The sequence below is a fragment of the Chloroflexus sp. genome (assembly GCF_056331925.1).
The window spans coordinates 116,309-131,551 of the sequence record NZ_JBWGQH010000008.1; the positions used below are offsets into that span (position 1 = coordinate 116,309).

The window sequence follows — 15,243 nt, forward strand, 5'->3', positions numbered from 1 at the left end:
GTATCCTCATGAGCGCGATGACCCGTTGATAGGCAATCGCGGAATATAACCCCGTTCGATCAACTTGTCGCGAATCTCTTCCATCGATTTCTGGCCTAGATTGCGCACCGAGAGGAGCGCCTTTTCGTCCATTTGCAGGACTTGACCAATCTTGGTAATCTCGGCCCGTTTCAGACAATTGTACGTGCGGGTCGAGAGTTCTAGCGTCTCGATGGAGGTATCGTAGACGCTAGGAGGAATCTCAAGACCGGTTGTTTCGGGCTGAGCTTCCGCCTCAACGGCCATACGGTTGAAATTCGCGATCGTCGTATTGTAATGAACCAAGACCCGTGCCGCATAATCGAGCGCATCGACGGGTCGTACCGTGCCGTTCGTCCATACTTCAAGAAGTAGACGATCGAAGTCAGTTGCCTGCCCGATACGAGTATTTTCGACAATATAATTGACACGTGGCACGGGTGTAAAAATGGCATCAATGGGAATTTCACCCAACGGCAGAATACCGCGCTGGTCTGCCGACAGATACCCTCGCCCACGCTCAATCGTTGCCGTCAACTCGATCCGGGCTTGCTCATGTTCGAGCGTACAAATATAGTGATCGGGATCAACGACCGCGAGCCCTTCAGGCAGTACCAGATCGGCAGCCGTTACCACCCCCGGCCCCTGCTTCCGGATCGTTGCCGTCACCGTTCCTTCGTGGTGACCGCGCAGATGGATGCCTTTCAGGTTCAAAATCAGTTCAACCATATCCTCGGTCATGCCGGGGATGCGGTCAGTTTCCTGATAGACACCGGTAACCCGCACGTGAGTAATCGCCGATCCGGGGATAGCCGTAAGCAGAACACGCCGCAGCGCGTTGCCGAGCGTATGTCCATAGCCCGGATCGAGCGGCTCGATTTTAAAGCGACCAAAGCTCTCGGTAGCTTCTACAACCTCGATCTTTGGCTGAGCGATATCGAGCACTGCTGCCTCCCATTTCTTCACTTGCTTCCCAGCACTGGGAGCATTTACCGGCTATAGAACTCGACGATCAACTGCTCATTAATCCCGGTCTCAGCATCCTCACGGCGTGGCAACGCGACAACCGTGCCTGAGAGTTCGGCAGGATTCAAGCGTAACCATTCCGGGGCACGATGCTTGTTGAGCACACCGCTATCGACCAAATTCTTGAAATATGTACGGCTGCGGCTTTGTGGTCGCACGGCAATCACTTGCCCAACTTTCACGGTATACGACGGAATATTCGTCTTGCGACCATCAACAACGATATGCCCATGGTTTACCAACTGGCGAGCCTGAGCGCGGGTCGTAGCAAACCCAAGACGGTACACCACATTATCAAGTCGGCGCTCGAGCAAACTCAGCAAATACTCGCCGGTTACTCCGCTGCGTCGCGCCGCCTGCTCGAACAGACGGCGGAACTGGCGCTCAAGGACGCCATAAATAAACTTTGCCTTCTGCTTTTCGCGCAACTGCGCGCCGTAGTCAGACAACGCCCGGCGACGGGCAGCCGCGCCGTGCTGACCCGGTGGGTCTGGCCGCTTATTGAGAATACGCTGACCTTTTTCGGTGATACCAATGCCCAATCGTCGACTCACTTTACCGACGGGCCCTCGAAATCGCGCCATAGTCGTATTATCCTTTTATATCGTAAAACAGGGCAGAAACATCTGCACGCCTTTTCCCAAACCTGTGAGATGGGCGCTAGCGCTGCTCGTTGGCAAACGTCACCGCAGTGGGCGTCCGGGAACAAAGCCCTCCGGTTCCAGTTGCGGTCGTCTCACAGGAGAAAAACGTCGATTGTCCAAGAACCGTAGATTATACCCGGCGTCGCTTCGGTGGTCGGCAGCCATTATGCGGGATAGGCGTTACATCGGTAATCGCCGTAATCTGCAAACCGGCAGCCTGTAACGAGCGAATTGCCGCCTCACGGCCGGCACCGGGGCCTTTCACGAAGACCTCAACCGATCGCATGCCGTTTTCCATCGCCTTGCGGGCTGCATTCTCAGCAGCGACCTGCGCGGCATAGGGCGTGCTCTTGCGTGAGCCTTTAAAGCCGCTTTGACCGGCACTCGACCAGCACACAACGGCACCCTGTGGATCGGTGATAGTTACAATCGTGTTATTAAACGTGCTCTGGATATGAGCATACCCACGCGGCACGTTCTTACGCTCACGGCGCTTACCGCGTTGACGGGTGGTAGTAGCTGTTGTTTTTCCCTTGGCGGGCATTCCGTGCTCCTTATAGCAACTACTTCTTCACCTTCTTCTTAATACCGATAGCCTGACCGCGACGACCGCGACGGGTTCGCGCATTAGTACGTGTGCGCTGACCACGCACCGGCATACCGCGGCGATGGCGCAAACCGCGATAGCAGCCAATATCCATCAGACGTTTGATATTCAACTGCACTTCACGGCGTAGATCACCTTCCACTCGGTATTCACGGTCGATAACTTCGCGGATCCGGCCTACTTCTTCTTCGGTCAAATCGCGTACTCGGCGATTGGGATCAACGTTCGCCTTCCGCAGAACGTCCATACCATTCGAGCGACCGATCCCGTAGATGTATGTGATTGCAATTTCGATCTTCTTGTTGCGGGGAATATCAACCCCGGCGATACGTGCCATGCCTGTCCTCTTTGCTGCTGTTACGCTCCACCAACTGGTCGGTTGGTGGTAATGTCCTTTTCAGCCAACGATGGTAGTGCGCATGACGACTACCGTTTATCCTTGCCGCTGTTTGTGCTTTGGGGTGCGTGAGCAGATTACGCGAATCACGCCCTTGCGCTTAATCACCTTGCAATACTCGCAGCGCGGCTTTACCGACGCTCGCACTTTCATAGTCAACCTCCTTGCAGCGGCGGACGCCGCCGTGCTGCGTCGCGCCCCTACTTATAGCGATACGTGATACGTCCCCGAGTGAGGTCATACGGCGAGAGTTCGACCAGCACTCGGTCGCCCTTCAAGATACGAATGTAGTTCATCCGCATCTTGCCCGAGATGTGAGCAAGCACCTCATGTCCGTTGTCGAGTTGCACCCGGAACATTGCGTTTGGCAACGGTTCTGTGATGGTACCCTCCATCTCGATGACGTCTTTTTTCTTCGACATAGTCCTCCTAACCTACGGCTGCGCTGGCGTTAGATACGGACTCAGCGCTTTCAGCATTGCCTCTGTCACGAGCGCGATCTCGCGTTGACCATCAATCTCGTGCAGGATGCCCTGCCGCTGGTAATATTCGATCAGCGGCATCGTTTGGGCGAAGTAGACATCCAGCCGGTGCTGCGCTGTCTCGATTGAGTCATCGCTTCGTTGGTAGAGTTTGCCGCCGCAGGCATCGCAGATATCCGGCCGGTGTGACGGAAAATAATAGATGTTGAATACTGCGCCACAGGTACGGCACGTTTGCCGCCCGGCAATCCGACGCAACAGTACCTCTTGGGGTACGGCCAAGAAGAGGACGGCATCAATCCGGGCGCCATCTTTTGCGAGCGCTTCTTCGAGGGCGCGCGCTTGATCTTGGGTACGCGGAAACCCGTCGAAGATGACCCCAGAAGCGCAATCCGGTTGCCGAATGCGTTCCAAGATCATACGAATCACGACCTCATCAGGTACCAATTCACCACGATCCATATAGGATTTTGCCAGCATACCCAGTTCGGTCCCTTCACGCAAAGCTGCGCGAAAGAGATCGCCGCTAGCGACGTGGGTGAGACCTGTTCGATCGGCGAGAGTCTTTGCCTGTGTACCTTTGCCGGCTCCCGGTGGTCCTAACAAGATAACGTTGGTCATGACTCGGCGCTCGCTCATTTCAAAACTATACCTTTACCAGGTACAGTAGACCATCTGCCTATCTCACAAAGACGCTGCCCAACCGGCTTCCCGGCGAGCAACGGCTTTTATTGTACTACACTTTTGCCGTTTGTGTGCAGCACTACCTAGTCAAGAAACCCTCGTAGTCACGCATGATCAACTGTGCCTCGAGTTGGCGCATCGTATCCACCGCCACACCCACCACGATCAGGAGAGCCGTGCTACCCAACCCAATTTGCACACCGGTAATCGATTGGGTGATGAATGGTAGCACTGCAATCAAGCCAAGAAACAGTGCTCCGGCCAATGTAATGCGGTTAAGTACCTTCATCAGGTACTCTTCCGTCTTTTTACCTGGCCGAATGCCGGGGATGAAACCACCGTTGCGTTGGAGGTTCTCGGCCAAATCCTGTTGGGTAAAGATGACAACGGTGTAGAAATAGGTAAAACCGACAGTCAGGAGGAAGAGCAACGTCATATAGACAATCCCACCGCCCTGACCGGTTGGGTTAAACGTATTGTAAAAGAAACCGGCGATAGCATTACCAATTCCCTCGGCACCGGGCCGGTAAAACCATGAGGCAACGATACCGGGGAAGATGATAATACTCTGGGCAAAAATCAGCGGGATCATGCCGGCCGAATTGACCTTGAGCGGAATGAAGCTGCTCTGACCGCCGTAGACTTTATTGCCGCGGACCCGCCGTGCATATTGAACGCGAATCCGGCGCTGCCCCTCTTGAATGAGCACAATACCGACAATTGTCAGCAATGCAATAGCAACAAAACCGATGAGTCCAAGAATGGTGCTAAAATCACCGGCCTGGCTAATCTGGAAGCCCTGAATAATGAGACCCGGCAGCCGTGAAACAATTCCGCCGAAGATAATGATCGAGATACCGTTACCGATCCCGCGTTCGTTAATCTGTTCACCGAGCCAGATCAGCAACATCGTACCGGCGACCATCGTGGTAAGGACGGTAAATGTAGGGAGAAAGTTGGCCGCCAGATCGAACGGTGTCCGGAAGAGTGATGCCGTTGGATCGTTATTCGGGTTGATGGTTCGTTCAAGTGTCAGGGTTTGGCCGTAGGCCTGCAAATACGCCAACGGGATCGTTAACCACAATTGGTAGCGATTGAGGCGTAGACGACCCTGTTCACCCTCTTTTTGCAATTCTTGCAACGCGGGAATCAGTGGTTGCAACAACTGCATAATAATCTGGGCGGTGATGTAGGGGTACACCCCCATCGCAGCCACCGAGAAGTTTTCCAACGCACCACCGGCGAACAGATTCAGCAGTTGCGCCAACTGATTAGTCGCCAGCGCCTGTCGCAACTGTTCGAGCGTTGTCGGATTAATATTGGGTACCGGAATATGCGCGATCAGGCGAAACAGGAACAGCATCCCCAAGGTAAAGAGGATACGGCGCCGGAGATCAGGCAACTGAATTGCACGCAGTACAGCTTGCAGCATGATGATGCTTCCTGTGAGCGGCGAGAACAGTCGCGTTCTCGCCGCACTGACCGATTACGATTGGCGAGCGTTACGCATACTCGGATTAGGCCCACGCGAGCGCGAATGGCGTTCGACAATCCACGTCAGGTCAATTGCCTTACCACCGGCCGCTTCAATTTTCTGGCGAGCGCTCGCCGAGAACTTGTGTGCTTTGATTACCAACGGCTGGTTTAACTCACCATCGCCGAGAATCTTGACCGGCATTTTCTTGCGCCGCACGAGCCGACGCGCTAACAACGTCTCTGGCGTTACCTCGAGTTCGGTTGGCCAATCGACCAGACTGCCAACATTGACCACTTCATATTCAACGCGAAACTTATTCGTAAAGCCGCGTTTGAAGGGCATTCGTTTCACCAGTCGGTTCTGACCACCCTCGAAGGTTCGGTAAGGGCCGGGGCCACTCCGGGCTTTTTGGCCCATCATACCTTTACCACCGGTCTTACCTTTACCCGAGCCGTGGCCACGCCCAATCCGCTTACGCTTACGATGCGAACCCTCGGCAGGGCGTAAATCGTGAAGTTTCATGCCTGCACCTCGTCCTCAACCTCTTCCACCTTTACGAGGTGCTGAATCTTAAACAGCATCCCACGCACCGATGGATTATCCGGTTTGAGTACACTCTGATTCAAGCGGCGCAAGCCAAGCGCAGCCAGCGTTTCCTTCTGGTCACGCGCATAGCCAATTGCGCTCTTTACGTAGGTTACGCGCAGCTTACCCATCACGCCGCCTCCGTCGTTTCACGTCGCATCCGGCGTGCGTTCAGCTCTTGTGGTGTCATATCACGCCGGCGAGCCATCTCTTGCAGTGAGGTCATTTCACTCAGTGCCTTGAAGGTCGCCTTCACCACATTAACCGGGTTGTTGCTCCCATAGACCTTCGAGAGAAGGTCTTTGATCCCGGCAGCTTCCACCACCGGGCGGACACCACGACCGGCAATAACACCGGTACCGGGTGCTGCCGGGCGCAACATCACCTTCGTGGCGGCAAACTTCGTCACGATCTCGTGAGGGATCGTCGAATGGACCAGCGGCACACGGATGAGATTCCGCTTGGCTGCTTCAGCCCCCTTGCGGATCGCGTCTGGGACTTCCGCCGCCTTTCCCATGCCAATACCTACGTGGCCTTTACCATCACCGACCACAACGACTGTGCTGAAGCTGAAGCGCCGGCCACCCTTCACGACCTTTGACACGCGGTTGATCAGGACGACTCGCTCATCGAGCTCCAGCGTGTCGGGGTTGATACGTTCTCGTTTCACAGTTCCTCCGCTACGCTGCCCTTGGGCAACTAGAAGTTCAGACCTGCTTCGCGGGCCGCTTCGGCCAGCGCTTTTACTCGTCCGTGATACTTATAGCCGCCGCGATCGAAGACCACCTTCGTAATTCCAGCCTGCAACGCCCGTTCGGCGATCAGCTTACCAACCAGCGCTGCCTCTTGCGTCTTAGTCAATTCCGGGCTACCACTCCAGCCCTTCTCAATCGTCGAAGCGGCAACAAGGGTATGACCAACGGTATCATCAATCACCTGCGCGTAAATGTGGGCATGACTACGGAAGACGTTCAACCGCGGTCGTTCTGGCGTGCCCGAGACGCGCTTACGGACGCGATTATGCCGGCGAAGCCGGAGTTCACGTGGTGTTCGCTTTCCCATACGATCCTCAAATAACTATCGCAACGGAGATTCCATCCCCCGTCGCTCGCGCGGTAGATGGCTGTGTTCATCATGACACAGCCCGTATCGCTACTTCGCCTTACCGGCCTTACCGGCCTTGCGGCGAATCTTCTCTTCCAGATACTTAATGCCTTTGCCTTTGTACGGCTCTGGCGGACGTAAGCTGCGGATACGTGCTGCCTCTTCACCCACCTGCTGTTTGTCGATACCGATCACCGTCAATGCCAGTGGATCGTTGGCCGATTTTCGTTCACCAACGATGTAACTAATGTTCGGTGGTGGTTCAATCCGAACCGGATGCGAAAACCCAAGGTTCAGCACCAGGGTCTTGCCTTCGAGCTGAGCGCGATAACCGACGCCGTTAATCTCCAGCGCTCGCTGCCACCCCTGCGTCACGCCGACAATCATGTTATTGATCAGCGTGCGGGTCAGGCCGTGCAGGGAGCGATGCAGCTTCTCGTCCGAAGGGCGTTGCACGGTGATAACATCACCTTCCTGCTTGATAATCATATCAGGATGCAACTTTTGGGTAAGCGTTCCCTTTGGCCCCTTGACGGTGACGAGGTTTTGCTCACCGATGGTCACCTGTACGCCCTTCGGCACGGTAATCGGTCGTTTTCCAATTCGCGACATGATACTCCTCCGTGCGCGTTACCAAACGTAGCAGAGCACTTCACCGCCGACGCGCTCGCGCCATGCTTCGTGATCGGCAAGCACACCTTTCGGCGTTGACAGAATGCTCAGCCCGAGGCCGCCGCGCACCCGCGGAATGTCAGCGCGCTTGGTGTAGACGCGCAGCCCCGGCTTGCTCACCCGGCGAAGACCGGTGATAGCCGGCCGGCGGTCGGGCATGTACTTCAGGGTAATCGAGATGGTCTTGTACGGCTTACCATCGTCGATCACGGTGTAATCACGAATAAAGCCTTCGCGTTTCAAAATGTCGGCAATCGCAATTTTCATCTTCGATGCCGGCATTGTCACCGTTGTATGGCGGGCCATGCACGCATTGCGGATGCGTGTCAGCATATCGCCGATAGGATCATTGACACTCACGGTATGCCTCCTCACAAGACGGGCGTCAAAAAGGTTTCTGATTGCCGCACAGCGCTTACCAGCTTGCCTTCACAACGCCCGGAATGAGGCCTTTCAACGCATGCTCGCGGAAGCAGATGCGGCACATCCCGAACTTGCGGATATACGCTCGCGACCGGCCGCAGATCTTGCAGCGATTGTACGCACGCACCTTAAATTTCGGCGGTCGCTGCGCCTTAACGACCCACGATTTCTTAGCCAACGGAATACCTCCTCAAATCGTTGAACCAGTCAGCGCGTGAGGCGCTCTTAGTTCAAACTAATCACGAAATGGCATGCCGAGTCGCTTGAGCAAAGAATAGGCTTGCTCGTCATTCGGCGCGCTGGTGACAATTGCCACCTCTAAACCACGAATCTTATCGATCTTATCGTAGTCAATGTCTGGAAAGACAATTTGCTCTTTCAGACCAATACTGTAATTCCCGCGACCATCGAACGAGCTACGGCTCACGCCACGAAAATCGCGGATACGCGGCAGCGCGAGTGAGCAGAGACGATCAAAAAAGTCATACATCCGGTCACCGCGAAGTGTTGCCATCACACCGATAGGCATGCCGGCGCGCAGCTTAAACGACGCGACCGACTTCTTCGCTCTGGTTACAACCGGTTTCTGGCCTGTAATCGCAGCGACATCGTTGACGGCGGCCTCGATTGCCTTCGCGTTCTGAACCGCTTCGCCAACTCCAACATTAACGACAATTTTTACGAGGCGCGGCACCTGCATGATGGATGTGAACTTAAACTCCTCCATCAGGGCCGGAACGACCTCTTTGTAATACTTCTCACGTAGACGAACGGTCATGGCTTTTTCTCCAGGGGCTTGGCGTCAGTCACGGCTGCGCCGGCCCTGAACTGACTACTTATCGATAATGGCATCGCAGGCCTTGCAGTAGCGTACCTTGCGTGGCCGGCCCTTGTGGTCGGTTTCTTCAAGGAAACGCTTACCGGTCCGCGACGCCCGTCCACAACTCGGACAAATCAGCATCACATTGGAGACGTGAATTGGAGCTTCCATCTCCACAATACCGCCGGGGCGACCGGGGCCACGCGGTTTTTGGTGGCGCTTGACAATATTCAAGCCTTCTACCACCACTCGATTGACTGCCGGTAACGCGCGTTTAATTTTTCCACGCCGTCCTTTATCTTTACCGGCAATGACCAATACTTCATCACCAGTCTTGACATGCATCACAGCACCTCCGGGGCGAGCGACACGATCCGCATAAACTGCTTCTCGCGCAACTCACGGGCCACCGGGCCAAAAATGCGGGTGCCACGCGGGTTATTCTCTTTCCCAATTAACACCGCAGCATTATCGTCAAAGCGGATGTGCGAACCGTCCGGTCGGCCATACTCTTTGGCGGTACGAATGATCACTGCTTTGACGACATCACCCTTCTTGACCTGACCGCCGGGTGTTGCCTCTTTCACCGAGGCGACGATAATATCACCAACCCGGCCATAGCGAACCCGTGAACCACCAAGGACCCGGATGCACATGATCTCTTTGGCCCCGGTGTTATCGGCGACTTTCAGCCGAGTCTGAGGCTGGATCATGGCTATGCCTCCTCGCCACGTTTAATAATCTCCACAACCCGCCAGCGCTTAGTACGGCTCAACGGGCGGGTCTCCTCAATCCGGACCACATCACCCACTTTACAGGTATTCTCCTCATCGTGGGCGTGAAACTTCTTCGAGCGCCGAATAATCTTGCGGTAGAGCGGGTGGGGTTTCAGATAATCCACCTTAACCACTACCGTCTTGTCCATTTTATCGCTTACGACGCGACCAACCTTCGTCGTTTTGCGCTTTTGTTCCGCAGTCATCATGCTCTGCTCCATATCTACTAGCCGAGCTCGGCCTGCGCCAACTCACGCTCGCGCAGGATGGTTAGGATGCGGGCAATCTCCTTCTTCACCTGCTTAGGCCGAGCAGTGTTGGTGAGTTTACCGGTCGCTTTCTGGAAGCGCAGATTAAACAACTCGACCTTATACTCGCTCAGCTTTGCGCGGAGTTGGGCATCATCAAGGGCGCGCAGTTCACTCGCTTTCACTGCTCACCTCCTGATCACTTGCCGTCGCACCTTGCTCTTCGCGATCGATCACTTTGCACTTAACCGGCAGCTTCTGAGCGGCACGGCGTAGTGCCTCGTGGGCAATATCTTCACGCACACCGGCCAGCTCGAACATAATGCGACCGGGCTTGACCACGGCAACCCAGTGATCGACCGAACCCTTACCACCGCCCATACGGGTTTCGGCGGGTTTGCGGGTGATCGGCTTATCCGGGAAGATCCGTATCCAGACCTTACCACCACGCTTGACGTAATTGGTAATCGCGCGGCGGGCGGCCTCAATTTGGCGGCTAGAGATCCAGCTTGGTTCGAGCGCCATCAGGCCATACTCACCGAAAGCAACGCTATTGCCGCGGTAGGAGAGGCCGTGACTGCGCCCTTTCTGCATTTTGCGGTACTTCGTGCGCTTAGGCAGAAGCATTGCTATTCCTCCTCGGCGCGCGTTCACGCCGTTCAGGCGCGGGTGCGGTCGCCGGCTGCTCGACAGAGGCCTTGGCGCTCTGGTTGGGGAAGACATCTCCCTTATAAATCCAGACTTTCACGCCAATCCGGCCATAGGTCGTATGGGCATGCACCTGTGCATAATCGATATCGGCCCGCAGCGTATGGCGTGGAACCCGGCCCTCTGCCTCTTCATGCACGCGAGCCATTTCAGCGCCGGCGAGGCGACCCGAGCAGCGGATCTTTACGCCTTGCGCTCCCAAGCGCATTGCACGCTGGACGGCCTGCTTCATTGCACGCTTGTAGCTAACGCGCTTGGTGATCTGCTCACCGATACTTTCGGCCACCAGTTGAGCATCGAGTTCGGGCTGGCTGATCTCTTTAATATTCAGCTTAATCTTCTTGCCCGTTTTTTTCTCCAGCGCGCTCTTCAACGTATCGACGTTCGTGCCGCGCTTCCCGATTACGATTCCGGGTTTAGCCGTATAGACCGAAATCTCGATCTTATTTGCCGAGCGTTCAATCTCGATCCGCGACACGCCAGCGCTTTGCAGTTCCTTGCTAATCAGCTTACGCAGCTCGATATCTTCATGGAGTTGCTTCGTGTAGGTTTCGCCTTCGGCAAACCACTTCGACTGCCAATCCTTGATATAACCGAGCCGGAAGCCGATCGGATGTACTTTGCGCCCCAAGCGAGCCTCCCTCTTTAATAATCCGACTTATCGGCTACTACCACCGTAATATGGGTGGTTGGTTTGCGGATGCGATTCGCCATACCGCGTGCCCGCGGCATAAACCGCTTTAAGACCGGGCCTTGATCGGCGTAGATGGTCTTAATATACAGTTCGTCACGATTCATATCGAAGTTGTGCTCGGCATTTGCGATGGCCGACTTGAGCGTGCGGGCCACTTCACGTGCTGCCTTTTGCGGCATATAGCGTAGAGTTGCCAAGGCGCGGTCAACCGGCATACCACGCACAACATCCATCACGAGACGAACCTTCAGCGGCGAGATTCGCACATAACGAGTTACAGCTTTTGCTTCCATTGCTCTTCTCGTATCGCTACCCGACGCATCATTACAGGCGGGTTATTGTACCACGTTTTGCGCATGATGCCATCGGCCCTTGGCGGGAACTACTTAACTTTCCCGCGCTTATCGGCCTTCTTACCACCGTGGCCGCGGAAGAACCGGGTAGGAGCGAATTCACCCAGCTTATGCCCGACCATATTTTCGGTAATGTAAACGGGCACATGGCGGCGGCCATCGTGAACCAGGATGGTATGACCAATCATCTGTGGGAAGATGGTTGAGTCACGCGACCACGTGCGGATCGCCCGCTTTTCGTTAGCCTTATTCATCGCTTCGATTTTATCGAGCAGCTTAATATCAACGTATGGCCCCTTCTTCGACGAGCGGGACATAGTTCCTCCTCACAGAGCGCCGGGCGACAGCTACCGTCACCCGGCAGTGCAATGTTACTTGCGCCGACGGATAATAAAGCGATCGAAGCGCGGATTGTGACGGGTCTTGACACCACGGGCCGGCTTCCCCCACTTGGTCTTTGGCGTACTCATACCACGTGGCGCGCGTCCTTCACCACCACCGTGGGGATGGTCGCGGGGGTTCATCGCGGCACCACGCACGCGCGGCCGCCGACCGAGCCAGCGTGAGCGACCGGCTTTACCCAATCGGATGTTCTGATGGTCGACGTTCCCGACTTGCCCAATCGTTGCCATACAGCGCAGGTGGATCATGCGCACTTCGCCGGAGGGCATACGGATGGTTGCGTAATCGCCCTCTTTGGCCATCAACTGGGCAGCAGTACCGGCAGCGCGCACCAACACACCACCGCGTCCAATCTCCAGCTCGATGTTGTGGATCTGGGTACCGAGCGGGATCGCACCGAGTGGCAACGCATTCCCAACCCGAATCTCGGCGTTGGGGCCACTCATCACCGTATCACCGACCTTTAAGCCGAGTGGGGCAATAATATAGCGCTTTTCACCGTCGACGTAGGCTAACAGCGCGATCCGGGCACTGCGATTGGGATCGTACTCAATCGCCTGCACTTTGGCCGGAATCCCGAACTTATCGCGCTTAAAATCGATGATCCGATAGAAGCGCTTGTGCCCACCGCCACGATGGCGTACCGTAATACGACCTTGGTTATTACGCCCGGCCTTCTTGCGTAGCGGCTCGATCAGGCCTGGCTCCGGTCGTTTCTTGGTAATCTCCTCGAAGGTCGAAACCGACATATTGCGGCGACCGGCCGAGGTTGGCTTGTAGACGCGAATACCCATAACTTTTCTCTCCCTCTAACGGTATCGATTCTTCAGTGCGAACCGATACCGGTCGCTGCTTTCAGTGCAGCAGCGACGTTAGGCGCCGAAGATCTCGATCCGATCGCCTTCGGCAAGTGTGACGATGGCCTTCTTCCAATCGCGGGTATAGCCAACCGACTGACCGCGCCGGCGGCGCTTCCCGCGCACGTTCATCGTATGAACCTTCGTGACCCTCACATTAAAGATGGTCTCTACCGCATGCTTAATCTGCGGCTTCGTCGCATTGCGATGGACCTCAAACGTATACTTGTTGAGTTCCATCAAACTCGTGTTTTTCTCGGTGATCAGCGGGCGAATCAAAATATCATACGGCGTCAGCATGGTCTATCCCTCCTGCGCCGGCGCCGCCAAGCGAGAGCGTTCGCCGAGATAACTCTCGACCACTTGAACCGCCGCTTTAGGCATGATGATGTGGTCGTAGACCAGCAAATCACGAACATTCAGATAGTGAGCCAGCAACGTCTTCACCTTCGGCAAATTGTTGGCCGAGCGGCGCAGATTCTCGTTGGCCGGGCTCTTGCTATCGATGACAACAAGAGTCTTTTTATCGGCGAGACCGTGCGCTTGCAAGAATGCAACGAAATCCTTGGTACGCGGCTGAGGAAAGGTAAGCTCATCGATAAAGCGAATCTGGTTTGCAGCGAACTTTACCGACAGAGCCGAGCGTACCCCAAGCCGGCGCATCTTACGCGGCATCGAGACCCGATACGAGCGTGGGTGTGGACCGTGGGCAACACCACCACCTTTGTGGTGTGGTGCGCGGATCGATCCCTGGCGAGCGCGACCGGTACCCTTTTGGCGGTAGAGCTTGCGGGTCGATCCCTTAACTTCTCCACGACCGCGTGTATTGTGTGTACCGAGGCGGGCATTAGCGTTTTGCATCACCACGTACTGATGCATCACCGGCACGTTTGGTTCGATGCCGAAGATATAATCGCTGACTTCAATTGAGCCCACCTGCTCTCCGGCCTGATTGTAGAGTGTTGCCTGCATCGCTGTACCCCTTTAGCCCTTCACCGCTTTGCGGATCTGAAGCAGGCCATTGCGGGCGCCGGGAACGGAGCCCTTTACCAGTAGCAAATTCTGTTCGGGCAGTACTTCAACCACTTCCAGATTCTGGATGGTGACGCGGTCGCCGCCCATTCGACCGGCCATACGCTGGCCTTTCCATACACGACCGGGGGTGGTACCGGCTCCAATCGAACCGGGAGCACGGTGGCGGTCACTTTGGCCGTGGGTCTTAGGGCCACCACGGAAGCCGTGCCGCTTGACGACACCCGCAAAGCCACGACCCTTTGAGGTTCCTGAAATATCGACCTTCTGGCCGGGCTTAAACAGTTCAACCGTCACCACTTCACCGGGTTTATGGGCAAGTGGGTCGTCGGCGCTAAACTCACGGAGGTAGCGCAACATCTTACCACCCGACGCCTTGAGATGACCCTGCTGGGGCTTGGTGAGCTTGCGCGCTTCTACCTCCTCATAACCGAGCTGCACCGCGCTATAGCCATCGCGTTCGGGTGTGCGAATCTGGGTGACGATGCAAGGTCCGGCTGCAATAACCGTTACCGGGATAGCCCTCCCTTCCTTGGTGAAGTACTGCATCATCCCGATTTTACGACCTAACAATCCGTGAATCATAGTGTACCTCCGCAGCATGCGTCGATGCGCAGCGGCTGCCTTTCCGGCTCACCCCGAAACTGTAGTCCAAGAACGAAGCCGTCGCAGTCGGAGTGATACCTACTTTCTTCTACAACTTAATCTCAATATCGACACCGGCCGGCAGATTGAGTTTCATCAGCGCGTTAATTGTTTGTTGACTTGGATCGAGGACATCGATCAACCGCTTATGAGTACGAATCTCAAACTGCTCTTGCGAGTCTTTATCGATGAATCCCGACCGGATCACGCTATAGCGTTCGATCTTGGTCGGAAGTGGTACCGGCCCGGCGACGAGTGCGCCTGTTCGCTCGGCAGCCTCAACGATCTGACGCGCAGATTGGTCGAGAATTTTATGATCATACGCCTTGAGGCGAATACGAACCTTTTGCTTAGCCATTGTTTTTCTCCAATCGACGGAGACGTAGGTAAGGCCTACGCCTCCGTTCTCGGTTCACATATCGCTAATCAAGGATCTTGGTAACGACACCTGCACCGACGGTGCGCCCACCCTCACGGATAGCGAAGCGGAGGCCCTCTTCAATCGCCACCGGCACAATCAGCTCAATCGTCATCACCACGTTGTCACCCGGCATCACCATCTCCATCCCCGCCGGCAAGCTAATCGCCC

At 55.6% G+C, this 15,243-nt stretch carries 30 protein-coding genes; all 30 read right to left on the minus strand.

What is annotated here, in order from left to right; genetic code table 11:
- Window positions 1-6: 6 nt before the first annotated feature.
- The gene (locus AC01ZF_RS06205) at window positions 7-984 is read right to left on the minus strand and encodes a DNA-directed RNA polymerase subunit alpha (protein WP_476575211.1); all 978 of its coding nucleotides are present in this window, start codon (window positions 982-984) and stop codon (window positions 7-9) included.
- A 23-nt stretch (window positions 985-1,007) separates the two neighbouring features.
- Complete coding sequence (rpsD, locus tag AC01ZF_RS06210; protein WP_476575212.1) at window positions 1,008-1,628, minus strand: 30S ribosomal protein S4; 621 nt, start codon at window positions 1,626-1,628, stop codon at window positions 1,008-1,010.
- A 190-nt stretch (window positions 1,629-1,818) separates the two neighbouring features.
- Entirely contained in the window at window positions 1,819-2,232 is a 414-nt protein-coding gene (gene rpsK / locus AC01ZF_RS06215; protein WP_015941715.1) for a 30S ribosomal protein S11, read from the minus strand.
- A 19-nt stretch (window positions 2,233-2,251) separates the two neighbouring features.
- Window positions 2,252-2,632 carry a 30S ribosomal protein S13 gene (gene rpsM, locus AC01ZF_RS06220; protein ID WP_424675956.1) on the minus strand — a complete coding sequence of 127 codons (381 nt, stop codon included), beginning with the start codon at window positions 2,630-2,632 and terminating at the stop codon, window positions 2,252-2,254.
- A gap of 96 nt (window positions 2,633-2,728) precedes the next feature.
- Window positions 2,729-2,845, minus strand: a complete 117-nt coding sequence (gene rpmJ / locus AC01ZF_RS06225) for a 50S ribosomal protein L36 (RefSeq protein WP_012258254.1) — start codon at window positions 2,843-2,845, stop codon at window positions 2,729-2,731.
- A gap of 47 nt (window positions 2,846-2,892) precedes the next feature.
- Window positions 2,893-3,114 (minus strand): translation initiation factor IF-1, encoded by a 222-nt coding sequence (infA, locus tag AC01ZF_RS06230; protein ID WP_012258253.1) that lies wholly within the window; start codon window positions 3,112-3,114, stop codon window positions 2,893-2,895.
- Between the two features lie 12 nt (window positions 3,115-3,126).
- A complete protein-coding gene (locus tag AC01ZF_RS06235) occupies window positions 3,127-3,795 on the minus strand; it encodes an adenylate kinase (RefSeq protein ID WP_015941717.1) in 669 nt (222 codons plus the stop codon).
- A 142-nt stretch (window positions 3,796-3,937) separates the two neighbouring features.
- Window positions 3,938-5,290 (minus strand): preprotein translocase subunit SecY, encoded by a 1,353-nt coding sequence (secY, locus tag AC01ZF_RS06240; RefSeq protein WP_287904773.1) that lies wholly within the window; start codon window positions 5,288-5,290, stop codon window positions 3,938-3,940.
- A 54-nt stretch (window positions 5,291-5,344) separates the two neighbouring features.
- Window positions 5,345-5,857 carry a 50S ribosomal protein L15 gene (rplO, locus tag AC01ZF_RS06245; protein WP_428111467.1) on the minus strand — a complete coding sequence of 171 codons (513 nt, stop codon included), beginning with the start codon at window positions 5,855-5,857 and terminating at the stop codon, window positions 5,345-5,347.
- Window positions 5,854-6,051 carry a 50S ribosomal protein L30 gene (rpmD, locus tag AC01ZF_RS06250; protein WP_015941720.1) on the minus strand — a complete coding sequence of 66 codons (198 nt, stop codon included), beginning with the start codon at window positions 6,049-6,051 and terminating at the stop codon, window positions 5,854-5,856. The genes rplO and rpmD overlap by 4 nt, the downstream gene beginning before the upstream one ends.
- Window positions 6,051-6,590: a 30S ribosomal protein S5 gene (gene rpsE / locus AC01ZF_RS06255; protein WP_015941721.1), complete on the minus strand. Its 540-nt coding sequence runs from the start codon at window positions 6,588-6,590 to the stop codon at window positions 6,051-6,053. Before rpsE ends, rpmD begins: the two co-directional genes overlap by 1 nt.
- Window positions 6,591-6,619: 29 nt before the next feature.
- On the minus strand, window positions 6,620-6,982 hold the full coding sequence (gene rplR, locus AC01ZF_RS06260) for a 50S ribosomal protein L18 (RefSeq protein ID WP_424675959.1): 363 nt from the start codon (window positions 6,980-6,982) through the stop codon (window positions 6,620-6,622).
- 90 nt (window positions 6,983-7,072) lie between these two features.
- Window positions 7,073-7,636, minus strand: a complete 564-nt coding sequence (gene rplF / locus AC01ZF_RS06265) for a 50S ribosomal protein L6 (protein ID WP_424675960.1) — start codon at window positions 7,634-7,636, stop codon at window positions 7,073-7,075.
- An 18-nt stretch (window positions 7,637-7,654) separates the two neighbouring features.
- Window positions 7,655-8,056 carry a 30S ribosomal protein S8 gene (rpsH, locus tag AC01ZF_RS06270; protein WP_287904768.1) on the minus strand — a complete coding sequence of 134 codons (402 nt, stop codon included), beginning with the start codon at window positions 8,054-8,056 and terminating at the stop codon, window positions 7,655-7,657.
- Between the two features lie 55 nt (window positions 8,057-8,111).
- A complete protein-coding gene (locus tag AC01ZF_RS06275) occupies window positions 8,112-8,297 on the minus strand; it encodes a type Z 30S ribosomal protein S14 (protein WP_424675961.1) in 186 nt (61 codons plus the stop codon).
- Between the two features lie 57 nt (window positions 8,298-8,354).
- Window positions 8,355-8,897, minus strand: a complete 543-nt coding sequence (gene rplE, locus AC01ZF_RS06280; RefSeq protein ID WP_424675962.1) for a 50S ribosomal protein L5 — start codon at window positions 8,895-8,897, stop codon at window positions 8,355-8,357.
- A 54-nt stretch (window positions 8,898-8,951) separates the two neighbouring features.
- Window positions 8,952-9,284, minus strand: coding sequence for a 50S ribosomal protein L24 (gene rplX / locus AC01ZF_RS06285; protein WP_015941727.1), 333 nt, complete (start codon window positions 9,282-9,284; stop codon window positions 8,952-8,954).
- Window positions 9,284-9,652, minus strand: coding sequence for a 50S ribosomal protein L14 (gene rplN, locus AC01ZF_RS06290; RefSeq protein ID WP_015941728.1), 369 nt, complete (start codon window positions 9,650-9,652; stop codon window positions 9,284-9,286). Before rplN ends, rplX begins: the two co-directional genes overlap by 1 nt.
- Before the next feature lie 2 nt (window positions 9,653-9,654).
- A complete protein-coding gene (gene rpsQ, locus AC01ZF_RS06295; protein WP_015941729.1) occupies window positions 9,655-9,924 on the minus strand; it encodes a 30S ribosomal protein S17 in 270 nt (89 codons plus the stop codon).
- A gap of 17 nt (window positions 9,925-9,941) precedes the next feature.
- Entirely contained in the window at window positions 9,942-10,148 is a 207-nt protein-coding gene (rpmC, locus tag AC01ZF_RS06300) for a 50S ribosomal protein L29 (RefSeq protein ID WP_424675963.1), read from the minus strand.
- Window positions 10,135-10,590: a 50S ribosomal protein L16 gene (gene rplP / locus AC01ZF_RS06305; RefSeq protein WP_424675964.1), complete on the minus strand. Its 456-nt coding sequence runs from the start codon at window positions 10,588-10,590 to the stop codon at window positions 10,135-10,137. The genes rpmC and rplP overlap by 14 nt, the downstream gene beginning before the upstream one ends.
- Window positions 10,577-11,302: a 30S ribosomal protein S3 gene (rpsC, locus tag AC01ZF_RS06310; RefSeq protein WP_424675965.1), complete on the minus strand. Its 726-nt coding sequence runs from the start codon at window positions 11,300-11,302 to the stop codon at window positions 10,577-10,579. Before rpsC ends, rplP begins: the two co-directional genes overlap by 14 nt.
- Window positions 11,303-11,316: 14 nt before the next feature.
- Window positions 11,317-11,658 carry a 50S ribosomal protein L22 gene (rplV, locus tag AC01ZF_RS06315; RefSeq protein WP_015941733.1) on the minus strand — a complete coding sequence of 114 codons (342 nt, stop codon included), beginning with the start codon at window positions 11,656-11,658 and terminating at the stop codon, window positions 11,317-11,319.
- A gap of 89 nt (window positions 11,659-11,747) precedes the next feature.
- Window positions 11,748-12,035, minus strand: coding sequence for a 30S ribosomal protein S19 (rpsS, locus tag AC01ZF_RS06320; RefSeq protein WP_015941734.1), 288 nt, complete (start codon window positions 12,033-12,035; stop codon window positions 11,748-11,750).
- A 54-nt stretch (window positions 12,036-12,089) separates the two neighbouring features.
- Window positions 12,090-12,914, minus strand: a complete 825-nt coding sequence (gene rplB, locus AC01ZF_RS06325; RefSeq protein WP_424675966.1) for a 50S ribosomal protein L2 — start codon at window positions 12,912-12,914, stop codon at window positions 12,090-12,092.
- Window positions 12,915-12,992: 78 nt separating this feature from the next.
- Complete coding sequence (rplW, locus tag AC01ZF_RS06330) at window positions 12,993-13,277, minus strand: 50S ribosomal protein L23 (protein WP_015941736.1); 285 nt, start codon at window positions 13,275-13,277, stop codon at window positions 12,993-12,995.
- 3 nt (window positions 13,278-13,280) lie between these two features.
- Complete coding sequence (gene rplD, locus AC01ZF_RS06335; protein WP_015941737.1) at window positions 13,281-13,949, minus strand: 50S ribosomal protein L4; 669 nt, start codon at window positions 13,947-13,949, stop codon at window positions 13,281-13,283.
- 12 nt (window positions 13,950-13,961) lie between these two features.
- The gene (gene rplC / locus AC01ZF_RS06340) at window positions 13,962-14,594 is read right to left on the minus strand and encodes a 50S ribosomal protein L3 (protein WP_015941738.1); all 633 of its coding nucleotides are present in this window, start codon (window positions 14,592-14,594) and stop codon (window positions 13,962-13,964) included.
- A gap of 109 nt (window positions 14,595-14,703) precedes the next feature.
- Entirely contained in the window at window positions 14,704-15,012 is a 309-nt protein-coding gene (rpsJ, locus tag AC01ZF_RS06345) for a 30S ribosomal protein S10 (RefSeq protein WP_012258230.1), read from the minus strand.
- A 64-nt stretch (window positions 15,013-15,076) separates the two neighbouring features.
- A partial coding sequence (locus AC01ZF_RS06350; RefSeq protein ID WP_476575213.1) for an EF-Tu C-terminal domain-related protein occupies window positions 15,077-15,243 on the minus strand: 167 nt, incomplete at its 5' end.

Bases quoted from the DNA above. Each gene is read 5' to 3' on its own strand.
- infA (WP_012258253.1), bottom strand. From the start codon at position 3,114: ATGTCGAAGAAAAAAGACGTCATCGAGATGGAGGGTACCATCACAGAA.
- rplR (WP_424675959.1), bottom strand. From the start codon at position 6,982: ATGGGAAAGCGAACACCACGTGAACTCCGGCTTCGCCGGCATAATCGC.
- rpmD (WP_015941720.1), bottom strand. From the start codon at position 6,051: ATGGGTAAGCTGCGCGTAACCTACGTAAAGAGCGCAATTGGCTATGCG.
- rplN (WP_015941728.1), bottom strand. From the start codon at position 9,652: ATGATCCAGCCTCAGACTCGGCTGAAAGTCGCCGATAACACCGGGGCC.
- rpsS (WP_015941734.1), bottom strand. From the start codon at position 12,035: ATGTCCCGCTCGTCGAAGAAGGGGCCATACGTTGATATTAAGCTGCTC.
- rpsQ (WP_015941729.1), bottom strand. From the start codon at position 9,924: ATGATGACTGCGGAACAAAAGCGCAAAACGACGAAGGTTGGTCGCGTC.
- rplF (WP_424675960.1), bottom strand. From the start codon at position 7,636: ATGTCGCGAATTGGAAAACGACCGATTACCGTGCCGAAGGGCGTACAG.
- rplB (WP_424675966.1), bottom strand. From the start codon at position 12,914: ATGGGTATTCGCGTCTACAAGCCAACCTCGGCCGGTCGCCGCAATATG.
- rplV (WP_015941733.1), bottom strand. From the start codon at position 11,658: ATGGAAGCAAAAGCTGTAACTCGTTATGTGCGAATCTCGCCGCTGAAG.
- rpsJ (WP_012258230.1), bottom strand. From the start codon at position 15,012: ATGGCTAAGCAAAAGGTTCGTATTCGCCTCAAGGCGTATGATCATAAA.
- rplD (WP_015941737.1), bottom strand. From the start codon at position 13,949: ATGCAGGCAACACTCTACAATCAGGCCGGAGAGCAGGTGGGCTCAATT.
- rpmJ (WP_012258254.1), bottom strand. From the start codon at position 2,845: ATGAAAGTGCGAGCGTCGGTAAAGCCGCGCTGCGAGTATTGCAAGGTG.
- rpsD (WP_476575212.1), bottom strand. From the start codon at position 1,628: ATGGCGCGATTTCGAGGGCCCGTCGGTAAAGTGAGTCGACGATTGGGC.
- rplX (WP_015941727.1), bottom strand. From the start codon at position 9,284: ATGCATGTCAAGACTGGTGATGAAGTATTGGTCATTGCCGGTAAAGAT.
- AC01ZF_RS06235 (WP_015941717.1), bottom strand. From the start codon at position 3,795: ATGACCAACGTTATCTTGTTAGGACCACCGGGAGCCGGCAAAGGTACA.
- rplO (WP_428111467.1), bottom strand. From the start codon at position 5,857: ATGAAACTTCACGATTTACGCCCTGCCGAGGGTTCGCATCGTAAGCGT.
- rplC (WP_015941738.1), bottom strand. From the start codon at position 14,594: ATGATTCACGGATTGTTAGGTCGTAAAATCGGGATGATGCAGTACTTC.
- rplE (WP_424675962.1), bottom strand. From the start codon at position 8,897: ATGACCGTTCGTCTACGTGAGAAGTATTACAAAGAGGTCGTTCCGGCC.
- rpsK (WP_015941715.1), bottom strand. From the start codon at position 2,232: ATGCCCGCCAAGGGAAAAACAACAGCTACTACCACCCGTCAACGCGGT.
- rplP (WP_424675964.1), bottom strand. From the start codon at position 10,590: ATGCTTCTGCCTAAGCGCACGAAGTACCGCAAAATGCAGAAAGGGCGC.
- rplW (WP_015941736.1), bottom strand. From the start codon at position 13,277: ATGCTGACGCCGTATGATATTTTGATTCGCCCGCTGATCACCGAGAAA.
- secY (WP_287904773.1), bottom strand. From the start codon at position 5,290: ATGCTGCAAGCTGTACTGCGTGCAATTCAGTTGCCTGATCTCCGGCGC.
- rpsM (WP_424675956.1), bottom strand. From the start codon at position 2,632: ATGGCACGTATCGCCGGGGTTGATATTCCCCGCAACAAGAAGATCGAA.